This is a genomic window from Bacteroidota bacterium (genome assembly GCA_016213405.1).
GTDB lineage: Bacteria > Bacteroidota > Bacteroidia > Palsa-948 > Palsa-948 > Palsa-948.
The window spans coordinates 1-13,903 of sequence record JACRAM010000118.1 but is presented as its reverse complement, the minus strand read 5'-3'; the positions used below and the strand labels follow the sequence as shown (position 1 = coordinate 13,903).

The 13,903-nt window shown below is 39.2% G+C and carries 8 protein-coding genes; 3 read left to right on the top strand and 5 right to left on the bottom strand.

Going from position 1 to position 13,903, the window contains the following annotated elements; translation table 11 throughout:
• Positions 1–281 precede the first annotated feature (281 nt).
• Entirely contained in the window at positions 282–1,226 is a 945-nt protein-coding gene (locus tag HY841_14650; GenBank protein MBI4931996.1) for a carboxypeptidase regulatory-like domain-containing protein, read from the top strand.
• A 3-nt stretch (positions 1,227–1,229) separates the two neighbouring features.
• Here the strand turns inward: HY841_14650 and HY841_14645 are convergent, their stop codons facing one another.
• The 5 genes from HY841_14645 to tsaD form a co-directional block, all read right to left on the bottom strand.
• Positions 1,230–1,883 (bottom strand): ABC transporter ATP-binding protein, encoded by a 654-nt coding sequence (locus HY841_14645; protein ID MBI4931995.1) that lies wholly within the window; start codon positions 1,881–1,883, stop codon positions 1,230–1,232.
• Positions 1,884–1,974: 91 nt separating this feature from the next.
• Positions 1,975–4,263 carry a patatin-like phospholipase family protein gene (locus tag HY841_14640; GenBank protein MBI4931994.1) on the bottom strand — a complete coding sequence of 763 codons (2,289 nt, stop codon included), beginning with the start codon at positions 4,261–4,263 and terminating at the stop codon, positions 1,975–1,977.
• 118 nt (positions 4,264–4,381) lie between these two features.
• On the bottom strand, positions 4,382–5,173 hold the full coding sequence (locus tag HY841_14635) for an ABC transporter substrate-binding protein (GenBank protein ID MBI4931993.1): 792 nt from the start codon (positions 5,171–5,173) through the stop codon (positions 4,382–4,384).
• 62 nt (positions 5,174–5,235) lie between these two features.
• Complete coding sequence (fsa, locus tag HY841_14630) at positions 5,236–5,892, bottom strand: fructose-6-phosphate aldolase (GenBank protein MBI4931992.1); 657 nt, start codon at positions 5,890–5,892, stop codon at positions 5,236–5,238.
• A gap of 74 nt (positions 5,893–5,966) precedes the next feature.
• Complete coding sequence (tsaD, locus tag HY841_14625; GenBank protein ID MBI4931991.1) at positions 5,967–7,001, bottom strand: tRNA (adenosine(37)-N6)-threonylcarbamoyltransferase complex transferase subunit TsaD; 1,035 nt, start codon at positions 6,999–7,001, stop codon at positions 5,967–5,969.
• A gap of 82 nt (positions 7,002–7,083) precedes the next feature.
• On the opposite strand from tsaD, the gene HY841_14620 reads away from it, so the two are divergent.
• Together HY841_14620 and HY841_14615 are read left to right on the top strand one after the other, a co-directional pair.
• Complete coding sequence (locus tag HY841_14620; protein ID MBI4931990.1) at positions 7,084–11,583, top strand: translocation/assembly module TamB domain-containing protein; 4,500 nt, start codon at positions 7,084–7,086, stop codon at positions 11,581–11,583.
• Between the two features lie 76 nt (positions 11,584–11,659).
• Complete coding sequence (locus HY841_14615) at positions 11,660–13,660, top strand: ABC transporter ATP-binding protein (GenBank protein MBI4931989.1); 2,001 nt, start codon at positions 11,660–11,662, stop codon at positions 13,658–13,660.
• Positions 13,661–13,903 lie beyond the last annotated feature (243 nt).

Below are 13,903 nucleotides of genomic sequence, written 5' to 3'. Positions count from 1 at the left end.
TATTCTTAACTATTTGCAATCTGTTTTAAACTTATGACAATCTCATATCAACTTATGGCAGTCTATCCTAAACTATAAGAAAACTATCTTCAACTTATTGCAATCTATTCTTAACTATTTGCAATCTGTTCTAAACTTATTATAATCCATACTCAACTATAAGAAATCTAACCTTATCAAAAGGCTATGAGTGTCTGTTCAATCCTAACGAAAACTTTCAACACAATCATAATGGCATTGTTATTGTTTTATCTGCACAAAACAATAAAAAACCAACTGACATGAACTCACAACAAGAAGCCCGTTTCAACATGTTTGGAACTGTAGCAAAAGTAGGAACCGACAATTCCACATTCATCGCCACCATCCCCGAATTACAAAATGGCTTCAACACAAATCAAACTGTCATCGCCACCCTCTCAGGTCTCGCCTCCCTTCAGGCGCAGGTCATCAACGGAATAGCCATAGATAAAAAAGACCTCAAAAAAGTAATGGCAACCTTTGCCTTCAACTATTCCGGTCCCGGCAGAGCATGGGCGGCAAAACTCGGCAACGATGAAATCTTTCAAGCCCTCAACATTTCAATATCTAAAATCAGAGAAACTCTAGACGGACTTGCCGCTCCCATAGCGCAAAATATGTATAACATCAGTAACGCAAACGCAGCCACACTCATTCCCTTCGGTCTCACTGCCGCCATGCTGGGCGAACTACTCGCCTCCATCAACGATTACACAGCCATCGTTCCCCTCACAGGCGGAGCCATAAATAACCGTCAAACCTATACCCAAAATATTGATGACGTAATTAAAAAACACCTGCTCTTTCTCGAACGCCAGTTAGATAGCTTAGTAGTTGCACAGTCCAATGCCAATCCCGATTTCGTCTCCACCTACAAAAACTCCCGCGAAATAATTGACCCGCCCAAGCACTCCACCACCTTCAAAATCCTCGTCCTCGAACAAACCGCAACACCCAGAACCACCCAGCCCGCTCCCATCGAAGGCGCAAAAGTTCAGGCGGTAAACACGGCTAAAGTTGCCTTCACCGATGCCAGCGGAAATACCGAACTCAAAGAATTCCGCAAAGGCATCTATTCAATCCTCGTCACCTCACCCAACCACACACCCGTTCAGCAAGACAATATTTCCATCGGCTTGGGGCAAACAAAAACCCTCACCTTCTCGCTTCCGCTTCTAACGCCACCGCCACCTCAGCCGGCATGAGGACTAATAACTTTTAAGAACCAATTCCTTATCACAAAAAGAATATTCCTCCTTGTTGTAATTCGAGCAGACGATTACCAATTTTTCTTTTGCATACTGAGCAATCAAATCCTGATACCACTTCACCCCGCTTTCATCCAGATTAGTGGTCGGCTCATCCAGCAGAAGCAGAGGCGTGTCAGATAAAATTGCCAGCGCAAGTTTTGCCCGTTGTTTCATCCCCGAAGAAAAATTTCTGATTTGTTTTTCTGCCGATGATTGTAATCCTGAAAGTTCAATTATTTTCTCTTCCTCGTCCCTCGTCCCTTGTCCCTCGTCACTCGTAAGAAATCTTTTAAACTTCCCCTGAAACTTCACTGCTTCTTTCCATGTCATTTCTTCGGGTAATTCCAAATAAGGAGCAGCATATGAAATATTTTTGAAAAGAAACTCTTGCTGTTGGTTGTTCACTTCTGACTTCTGACTTCTGACTTCTGACTTAATTTCTCCTTCGCTCTGGCTCAAGCTTCCTGCAATTATTTGCAGCAAAGTTGATTTGCCCGTCCCGTTTGTTCCCAGAATGGAATATTTATTTCGTGAAAAAAATTCATAACTCACATTCCTGAATATCCATTCCCTGTTAAAGCGTTTGCCGATATTTTCTAAAACAATTTTCATAATGTTGTTCGGATAACTAATCTTTTCGAATTTACGAATAACAGCCAAAGCGCTCATTCGTAGATTCGTTTTTATTCGTTATCCGTACCATTCAATCAGTAGATTTTTTGTTGAATATAATATATCCGAAGTGAAAAAGAAAAGTAAACGGTTGCACTTCTTCGTGATAATAATTTACGCTGAAACTGATGGGTCCGATGGGAGTATGTCCAACAAGAGCAGCGGTTCCTATGAAATATCTTCGGAGGAAAGGGGTAGAATATTTATTGGTTGCCGGATCAATTTCCTGATACGGTTGGTAAGCATATGCCTCAATTCGCAAATCAAACCGGTTCTTAATAGTAATAATGTTTTTTAATCCAAACGCAGCATAGGTATGCGCACGGAAATTCTTCTGGAACAATGTTTTGCTTTCTGCCAGTGGCTGAAAGACCGGAGAAGCAAGAATACTTGCCGTATAGTTATTGAAGAATGTCTGGTTGGAATAATTCCCTTCAAAATAAATTCCCATTCTTAATGTTCCTCTTTGCTTGTAGTATTTATCCCAGATTAATTTCAATTGAACCCATTCATGAATTTTCCGGGAAGGCAATAGATTGGAAGTAGAGCCAGGAGCAGTATATTCTTCACCCTGCATAAACCGGGTTTTGAATCCAAGGTAAGTTCCCTGCGTAGCATATTGTTTTCTGTTCAGCGTATTTCGTTCAAACAAAAGATGTGCTGTAACCATATCAAAATTGGTAACATCAGGAGTGTCTTTTTGTGTAAAGAATTCTAATTGATAGTATTCATCTTTTGTAGAGGCAATTCCTCCTCCCAGAATTAATTTGTCTTTGTTGGTTACCGGCATGGCAATATTCAGGTAGGCGTGCTGATCTTTCTGAATAAGGTAAGCGGGCTTCACATCTTCAAAAAATAAATTGCTGCTTTTGTAAAAATCCCAACGGTTGAAAGCAAGTTCCGGCTCTATGTAAAAAGGAACGTTGAACGGGAAATCAAACCGTGCGCTTGTTTGAGCAGAAGTATAAAGTTTTCCAAAGTATCCGTTTCCCATCAGTCGTATTCCGATGTTGCCCAGATATTTATATTCAAAACCGGCAAACACTTCAGAGATAGGGCGGTTGGAAACATTGCCACCCATTTCGGCTACAATATCTTTTTCCTTTTTTACTTTTAATAGAAGGTCATAATTTCCGTTCTGCGGATTGAATTTTGCCTTCGGATAAATCTGTTTGATCTTATCATCTTCCACCAGCCGGAAATAAGCAGGTTTGAATTTATTCAGCGGTATTGTTTTTCCGCGTTTGCGCAAAACGTTTCTCACATAATTTGCCTGCCTCTTTTTCAGCCCTTGAATATTTATATCGCCAAAAACCAATGGAGGTTTTTTTGCAGCGAACGATTTTCTCTTTTCAGTGAGTTCAGTTGGATTTGTTCTTCTTTCAATCCTTTTTTTAATTAATTCAATTTGCCTCATGGTTGCTGCATAGCCGCTGTCAATCTCCGCTTTTGGATTTCCAAAATCAAAGGTGGAAGAGTTCACCACGGGCTCGATGAGAATTCCGTTTTCGCATTGCATATCAAACGTGGCGCGGTTGATGAGCATCGCTCTTAACTGAGAGAGCAGGTTATCTTCATCTGGGGAAACAACGGTTCCGGAAACATTGCTTCCTATGATAATGTCAGGAAAACAATGCTTATACATGATGTCTGAAGGAAAATTATTATAAATACCTCCGTCAAAAAGAAGTTTTCCATCCACTTTGATTGGTTTTAAATAAAAAGGGTAAGAAAGAGATGCGCGCACTGCTTCTGCTAAATCTCCGCTTTGAAAAACGACAGTGCTTTTTGATTCAATATCAGCAGCCACACACTGGAAAGGAATGAAAAGAGAATCGAAATTATAGTTGGCAGCAGCTGCAGAAGAAGCAAATCCTTCCATCAACGCAAAATCTATCGTGGCAGGATTTACAATATTGGTCGGAAGATTTGTTTCAAAAGTTGTGTCAAGCGCTAACTTCAGCGAAATCCATGAAGCATTATCGTCTTTCTTTTTGAAGTAGTAAACATATTTTTTATCAACGTTGCCATAAACCTGATTGTTGAAATCATCCGTCTGAACATACTCTTCCATCTGTTTTGGGGTATAGCCAATTGCATACATGGCTCCGACAAATGCGCCAATAGAGGTTCCGCTGATATAATCAATGGGAATATTATTTTCTTCCAGCGCTTTCAGAACTCCGATGTGCGCAAGTCCGCTCGCGCCTCCACCGCTGAGAACTACACCGACCTTTTGGGCAAGCGCCCATCCCCAACCCTTCCCAAAGGGAAGGGAGAATAATAGTGTGATGAATAATATTTTTTTTATTTGGCTCAACTTAATGGGGATAAAAGACTGTGCGAATATACAAATAACGTATGCTGAAAATGGTTATTGCCGTATTGTATAATTTGTTTTGTCTCCCTCTCCTTTGGAGAGGGACGGGGAGAGGCCACTAAAGATTTTTCAGCAGACGTTCAAAGTAGGAGGGAGCATACAGCAGGCGTGAACCATACCATGAAAACATTTCCCCATCTACGAGCACAACTTTTGCTTGTTGGAAATGAGTTTGGAATTCAGTTACGTGTTTTTTCCTGAACGGATAGGGTTCGGAAGAAAGAAAAATTAAATTCGGATTCAATTTCTGAATTTCCTCATAGGAGATTTCAGGATATCTTGATTTTGAAATTACATTTTCAAATCCGCAAATTTCAAGAAGATGGCTGATGAAGGTGTCTTTCCCCGCAACTATATATGGTTTTCTCCAGATTAGATAAAGAACTTTATTCGTGATACGGGTGAGATGAGATGTTGCAAGTTTGAAATGCGAGAATTGTTCGCGAATATTATTCTGAATTTCCAACGCCCTTTTTTCCTTGCCGGTAATCGTTCCGACTTCATCAATCATCTTCAGCGCTTCTTCCAGATTTTTTATGTCACTCATCCATACGGGATACTGTTTCATCAACTCCTGAATCTGATTTTTTTCATTCTCTTCCTTATTGCCGATTATTAAATCGGGCTTCAACTCTTTTATCTTTTCCAGATTCAGTTTTTTTGTTCCGCCAATATTTATTTTCGTTTCGAGCCAGTGTTGCGGATGAACGCAATACTTTGTGATGCCGATGATTTCTTCGTCCAATCCTAAATCGAAGAGTAATTCTGTTTGTGAGGGGACAATAGAGACGATTCTCTTTGGAATTTCTGGAAGAAAAATTGTATTTCCTAACTGGTCGGTAAAAATCATAAATGTTTGATGGTTAAGGGTTGATGGTTGATGTAAATCCATTAACCATCATACATCATACATTATCCATTGACCTTCTTATGGTCTGCGAGAAATTGTGCAAGTCCATTATCTGTGAGCGGATGTTTGAGTAATCCAAGAATTGCGCTGAGCGGACAGGTTGCAACATCAGCTCCCACTTCAGCGCATTTGATAATATGCATCACGTGCCGTATGCTCGCTGCAAGGATTTGTGTTTTGTATCCATAGTTATCGTAAATCAACCGCATTTGTGCGATTAGTTCAACTCCATCGTAGCCAACATCATCCAATCTTCCTATGAAAGGCGAAACATACGTGGCACCTGCTTTTGCAGCAAGAAGTGACTGACCTGCGGTGAACACCAATGTGCAGTTGGTTTTTATTCCTTTATTTGAAAAATGTTTGAGCGCTTTCACTCCGTCTTTTATCATCGGCACTTTCACCACAATTTGTTTATGAAGTTTTGCAAGCGCTTCTCCTTCTTTGATAATGCCGGCAAAATCGGTGGCGATAACTTCTGCGCTCACATCTCCGGTAACAGCATTGCAGATATCTACATAATGTTTGAGAATATTTTTATCTCCTTTGATTCCCTCTTTTGCCATAAGCGAAGGATTGGTAGTTACTCCATCAAGCACTCCGAGCGCCTGGGCTTCTTTTATTTGTTCGAGATTGGCGGTGTCTATGAAGAATTTCATTTGAGTAGGAATTATTTTGATTAAGCGAACTTATATATTATCAGCAATGCTGAATTAACAATTAACGAACAAACTCATAACGTATACCTCGCACTTGCAGCCACACTCTGTTCAGCAAATTCTCCTTTCAAATATTTAAAGTAACCTGCAATGGCAATCATTGCCGCGTTGTCTGTGCAGTATTCAAAAGGAGGAATGTAAGTGTTCCAGCTAAGTTGTTTTCCAGTTTCGGTAAGTGCATTTCTTAATCCTGAGTTTGCAGATACTCCGCCAGCTATGGCAATCTCTTTTATTTTAGTTTGCTTTGAAGCAGCAATTAATTTATCGAGAAGGATTTTTATGATGGTGTGCTGAATGGAAGCGCACACATCATTCATGTTTTCCTGAATGAAATTTTTATTTTCTTTTTCTTTGTCACGAATGAAATATAAAACGGCTGTCTTCAATCCGCTGAAAGAAAAATTTAATCCTTCTGCTTTGGGCTCAGGAAATTTAAATGCATTTGGATTTCCTTCTTGAGCATATTGATCAATCAGCGGACCGCCAGGGTAGGGAAGTCCCAGAATTTTTGCTGCCTTGTCAAATGCTTCGCCTGCGGCATCATCCACGGTTTCGCCAATCACTTCCATATCCAGATAATCTTTTGCCAGAACAATTTGCGTGTGGCCGCCAGAAACCGTTAAACATAAAAAAGGAAATTTTGGATTTTCCCCATGCCCTCTTACATCTTCCTTGCGAATGAAATGAGCTAATACATGCGCCTGCATGTGATTTACTTCAATCAGAGGAATATTTAATGCAAGCGACATTGCTTTTGCAAAAGATGAACCAACGAGCAAAGAGCCAATCAAACCGGGGCCTCTGGTGAATGCAATCACATCAATCTCTTCTTTTTTTATTCCGGCTTGTTTCAGCGCTTCCTCAACAACCGGAACAATATTTTTCTGATGCGCACGGGAAGCAAGTTCAGGAACCACGCCACCATACAACTCATGAATCTTCTGGCTTGCAATCAGGTTGGCAAGAACATTGGTATTCCTTGTAACAGAGGCAGAAGTTTCATCACAGGATGATTCAATACCGAGAATTATGATAGGCTTGCCACTCAATTTATTAAAAAGTTAATGTTTGTTAAACACTGTTTCCAATAGTCATTCATTCTTTTTATCATTCGTATATTCGTGACAATTCATGGTAAGTAAAGGTATCAAAAAAGGTTTTCGCATTCTGCTGTACATACTCGCGGTGCTGATTGTTTTGCCGGTGAGCGCATATTTTTCTTTGCAAAGTCCGGGAGTTCAGACATGGCTCACGAACAGAATTGCAGGATATTTTTCAAACAAATGGGGAACAGTAGTAAGAATTGATGGAGTTGATATTGAATTCTTCACCAAGTTGGTTCTGAAAGGAGTATATGTGGAGGACTTGCATAAAGATACTTTGCTCTATGCAGAAAAACTGAAAGCCGATATCGGAATATTTGACAGAGACAGCAGCACCGTTTTTATCAGTGATTTGATTTTACAAAATGCAACGGTGAAATTGAAAAAATATAATGGAGATTCTGTCCATAACTTTCAGTTTATTGTAGATGAGTTTACTTCTAAAGATACAACTCTGCCAACTGACAGCACAAAATGGCATATTGGCATTGGGGGGCTGACGCTGGATGATATTCGTTTTGCATATAAAATAGAAAGTGATACCAGCCATTTGAAAGGAATTAATTTCTCAGATGTCCTCGTCAGTTCAGTCATCGGAAAGGTTTCTGATATAAAGTTTGATGATGATACTATCCGATGCGTTGTTGAAAATTTTTCTCTTCTTGAGAAGAGCGGATTTCTCCTTAAAGAGTTTTATGCCAAAGCTAGTGTGAGCCCTGTTGATTTGAAAGTGGATGAATTCAAAGCATTCACAAATAATTCTCAGGTAATTGCCAGTATCTTTTTCAAGTACAAAACGTATGACGACTTCAATGATTTTGTGAATAAAGTGAAAATGAAGGCTCAGTTCAAGAGTTCAAATATTGAGATGGCAGATATTGCATATTTTTCGGATGAACTTTATGGAATTAAGAGAAGAGTTTTTCTCAACGGAGATGTAAGCGGCAAAGTGAGCGATTTGAAAGGAAAAAATATTCTGCTGGTGATTGGAGACGAAACAAGCTTCATGGGCAATTTTGATATGACTGGTTTGCCCGACATTAACCAGACCTTCATGAGTTTTGACGCAAAGGAACTGCGTACATCCAAAAAAGGAATTGAACAGATTCCTCTTCCTCCTTTCAATGAAAATAATTCGATTGTGCTCCCCGATAATATTTCTCTCTTCGGAATAATAAAATTCAAAGGGAACTTCAGCGGGTTTTACAATGATTTTGTTTCCTATGGAAAATTTAATACAGCCCTCGGACAAATTTCCACCGACATTTCGTTGAAGCAGGATACTTCAGGAAAAACAAGTTATCGCGGAAAGTTTGCAACAAAAGATTTTAATCTCGGAAAATTTTTTGACAGTGAAAAGTACATTGGCAACATCACTATGAATGTCAATCTTGAAGGTAAGGGATTGAAGAAAACAGAAGCGAATTTATTGGTTGAAGGAAATGTGAACAGTTTGGAAGCAAACGGCTATACGTATCAGAACATTAATCTGAAGGGAAAGTTTGCTCGTAATATTTTTGATGGCACCCTTGCCGTCAATGATGAGAACCTGCATCTTGATTTTAATGGCGACATGGATTTCAGCAAATCGCCTACGCTGATAAATTTTACTTCTGATATTACGAAAGCCAATCTGTCAAAACTCAATCTTTTAAAGTCAGGTGAATATGCTGGTATTACAGCAAAGATTAATGCGAATGTGGTTGGAAACAACATGGATGATGTGGTTGGAAAAATAAAACTTAATGAGGTGGTTTATCTGCATGGAAAAGAAGTTTTTGATTTTAAAGATATGCAACTTTCTATAGAAGAAAATTCCGGAATAAAAACAATGAATCTTTTATCTTCAATTGCCGATGCGCAGCTTAATGGCAAGTTTAAGCCGATAGAAGTAGCAACCTGTCTCAATGATTTTTTAGCCAGCTATTTTCCTTCGAAAATTTCCCGTTTAGAAACAGAAACAAAAAACAGTAAATATTCTAAAGACCACATTCAGGAATTCACTTTTGCAGTGCAACTAAAAAATACAAAAGTCCTTACTACTGCATTCATGACCGATATTGAAATAAGCACTCCCTCTGCTTTTTCAGGAAAATATGATGAAGGAAAAAATGATTTTTCTTTTGACGGAAACTTCCCAGCTTTTTCTTACCGGAAATATAAGTTTACAAATATTAATATGAAAGGTTCGTCAGAAGGCAACCAGCTTTCCTTCAAAACATTCTGTCAGCGTCTTGCTCTTGCAGACAGTGTGTGGGTGGATAATATTTTGATCAGCACTGTTGCTGCGCGCGATACCATGAATTTTAACCTTAACTGGAATAACAATACTTCTCAGCAATATATTGGAAATATTCCCGGATTTATTTCATTCTCTGAAAAGTCAAAAGTGAAATTCAAACTTCTTCCTTCTTTCATCACCATTGCAGATTCAACATGGAATTTAAATACAGAGAATGAAATCGTGATGGACTCAACTCTTATTGCAGTAAGAAATCTTGGTTTTAGTTGTGGTAATCAGAAAGTGCGCCTTGAAGGAAATATTTCTGAAGTGAAAGAAGATCAAATGTATCTGCTTCTTTCTAATTTCTCGCTTGCAAATTTCAACAGCATGTTGAAAGGAACGGGCATTTCAGTTTACGGAACTATTTCAGGAAACACTTCTATCAGCAATCTTTATGAAAAACCGGTTTTTGGAAGCAGCCTTGACATAAAGAATTTGAAAATGAATAAAGAACTGATTGGAGATGGAAATCTTGTCAGCGTTTATGAAAGCAAAAAAGAAATGATACACTTTAACGGAGGATTTCAAAGAGAGGATGCCGGCAACATAAAACTATCTGGAGATTATTTCCCATTCAGGAAAGACAGCAGCATTTTTGCAGATGCAGACATTCGTGATTTCCGTTTGGAATTTTTCGAACCCTTCTTGAAAGGAACTCTTGAAAACATAAAAGGAAGTGCAAGCGCGGAACTGAAAATAAACGGAACGCCTTCTCAACCGCTTCTTTCCGGAGTCGTGAAACCGAAAGTGGATAACGCACATGTGAATTATCTGGGAACCAACTATCATTTTGATGGAGAGATTCTGATAGAGCCAAACTCGTTTGATTTTTCAAATCTTACGATTTACGATGTCAATGATAATTCTGCCGATGTGGTGAATGGAAAAATATTTCATACCAACTTCCGCAGCTTTCAGCTTGATTTTGACATGAAGATGAATAAATTTCTTTGCCTGCATACCAGCGAAAAAGATAATTCAATTTATTACGGAAAATTTTTTGCTACCGGAATCATAAACGTATTCGGCTTCTTTGATAACATCAATCTTTCTGCCACAGTAAAAACCGATAAGGCAAAAAATATTTTAGGAAAGAATGAGTACACGCAGTTGTCCATTCCTCTTTCTGGTTCAGAGGAAGTTGGCGAAAACAGTTTCATTTCTTTTGTGAAGAACGATACATTGCAGAAAGCAAAGCCGCCAAAGTATAAAGTGAACACAACAGGGTTTACCATGGATTTCAAGCTTGAACCGACTCCTGATGCGCAGGTGCAGCTTATCTTTGATGAAAAAGTGGGTGACATTATTAAAGCAAACGGCAATGGAAATATTGAAATGGTAATAAATGAGTTTGGTGATTTTAAAATGTATGGCGATTATTCAGTAGTGGATGGAGATTACCTGTTCACCCTGAAAAATGTGGTCAATAAAAAATTCCGGCTGGAGAACGGTGGTGTTATACGATGGTCAGGTAATCCCGAACAAGCCGAATTGAACATGAATGCGGTATATGAATTAAGATCTTCGTTAACTCCTTTGTTTCATGAGCACGAACAAACCGATGCTACCCGCAAGCGTTATCCGGTTGATCTGGTAATGAATCTGAGCGGAAAACTTCTGGAGCCGGATATTAATTTTGATATTCGCCTGCCCACAGTAGATGATTTTACAAGGCAGCAGGCGTATGATAGATTTAAGAACAGTGAATACGAAATCAACAAACAAGTGTTCTCTCTTATGTTTACTAATAGTTTTACCAACCCTCCTGATTTCGACCAGGGAACATCAGGAGGTGGTCCTGGACAAGGAACTGCTTTAACCTCTACAGAAATGCTCTCAAACCAGTTAAGCAATTGGTTATCGCAAATCAGCAATCAGGTGGATGTTGGGGTGCATTACCGCCCTGGTGACGAAGTAAATAAAAATGAAGTTGAACTTGCTCTTTCCACCCAATTGTTCAATGATAAAATGACTATTGACGGAAGCGTGGCGAATAATACGAACACAACCAATCAGAACCAGAATACAGCAAATATAGTAGGAGACATTAATGTGGATTATAAACTTACGGATAATGGAAAATTCCGGGCAAAAGCTTTTAACAAAGCGAATGAGGGCGATATAATAAGTAATCAGAAAGGACCCTACACGCAGGGACTCGGAATTTTTTACAGGGAGGAATTTGAAACATGGAAAGAATTATATAGGAGATTTGCTACGAAACTCAAAAAGAAGAAGAATTAAATTGTTTTATTGTAATATTGTTGTATTGCTGATGCATAAAACAATAAAGCAATAAAGCAATGCAACAATAACATTTGTGAAATCGTTAAAACACATTAACAGATATTTCTGGAAGTATAAATGGAGATTGATTCTTGGAATTTTATTTGCTGTTCTTTCAACTTTTTTTGGAATCTATGTTGCCATTCTTGTCCGCAAGGCAACTGATTTCATGACGCATGCGCTGGCTGAAAATTATTCTTTTGAAAATACAGCAAGTGAACTTCTGAAGTATGGATTGCTGATTATCGGAACAACCATCATCAGCGGATTTTTAATGTTCCTCATGAGGCAGGCAATTATTGTCATGTCCCGCCTGATAGAATATGATTTAAAGAACGAAATATTTGCTCATTACCAGACTCTTGATATGGCATTCTACCGAAAAAATAATACAGGTGATTTAATGAACCGCATCAGCGAGGATGTAAGCAGAGTGAGAATGTATATCGGTCCTGCCATCATGTATTTTGCCAGCACCATCGCCACATTGATTCTTGTTTCAGCAACCATGACAGGCGTGAATGCAAAACTTACCATGTATGTTCTTCTTCCGCTTCCTATTCTTGTAGTTGCAATTTACTTCATCAGCGATTGGATAAACAAAATGAGCAACAGTGTTCAGGAGCAGTTGTCAACACTTTCAACCATCGCGCAGGAAACTTTTTCAGGTATCAGGGTTTTAAAAGCGTATGTGCAGGAAGACCCGACCGGAAATCATTTTTCAAATGAAAGCGGAGTTTACAGAAAAAGATATTTGAAATTAATAATGACAGAAGCCCTGTTCAGTCCGTTTATTTTTTTACTGATTGGGTTCAGCACTATTATGACAATTTACATGGGAGGAAAGCAGGCAATTGACGGGCAGATATCTTACGGAAACATAGCGGAGTTCATTATATATGTAGGAAAACTCACTTGGCCCGTTGCATCGCTGGGCTGGGTTACTTCGCTCGTGCAGAGAGCAGCAGCTTCGCAAACACGGATAAATGAATTCTTAAATACAAAAAGCGGAATAGTGGAAGAATGCGAAATACAATGGAATAGTGGAAGGATGGAAGAATGGAATTCCAACCTTCCAACCTTCCAACCTTCCATTCTTGGCAGCATTGAATTTAAAAATGTATCCTTCATCTATCCTGATTCAGGAATAAAAGCTCTTGATACTATTTCTTTTAAAGTTCAACCCGGACAATCACTTGCCATCATCGGAAAAACAGGAAGCGGCAAATCTTCTGTCGCCAGTTTGATTTGCAGATTGTATGATGTTACGGCAGGAGAAATTCTTGTGGATGGAAAAAATATAAAAGATTGGAATTTATCTTTTCTCCGCAGGCAGATCGGCTATGTGCCGCAGGATACTTTTTTGTTTTCAGATACCGTTGAGAATAATATTGGTTTTGGAGTCAGGAGTTGGGAGTCAGGAGTTGGGAGAAAGAAAACCCTGAGCGCGGGTGTTAACTCCGAACTCCGAACTTCGAACTCCGAACTCCGAACTCCAAGCTCAGAACTCCAAACTCCGAACTCCGAACTTGTAAAGCAAGCCGCTAAAGATGCCGGAATTGAAAATGAAATCCTTCGTTTCCCCGCTCAATTCAAAACAATGATTGGTGAACGTGGAATTACTTTATCGGGCGGACAAAAACAACGCATCGCCATCGCACGCGCCATCATCGGTTCTCCGCAACTATTAATTTTTGACGATTGTCTTTCTGCTGTGGATACAGAAACCGAAGCAGAAATCCTCGGCAACCTCAGGAGAAAGAATTTAGGATTTGGGAATAAGGATTTAGGATTGAAAAACAAACAAAGGGAAACTAATGACCGGGAACAACCCCAAACTCAGAACTCCAAACTCCAAACTGTTATTTTCATCAGCCATCGTGTTTCCACGGTGAAAGACGCTTCCTACATCATTGCCCTTGAACATGGCAAAATAAAAGAAGAAGGAACCCATCATCAGTTAATGGATAAGAAAGGTTTTTATTTTGATTTGTATCAGATGCAGCTGGCAGAAGAAAGGGCAACACGTATATAATTTTTTTTTGTGATGGTTGTCACTTCAAGCAAACATAAAATTTCTCTTAGCATCTTTCATACGGAATTTTTCCGTACCTTCAATCACAATAAAAAAAATACCATTTAATGACCCCGGCATGAACTCCCTGTGGTCTTGCCACAGGGATGAAATGCCGTTGCGCGAAGCGCAAAAGAGTATGTTTACTTCATGGTAGACACGAGCGAGGAGATATGGTACTGGCATCACAATGTATCGGAGTGT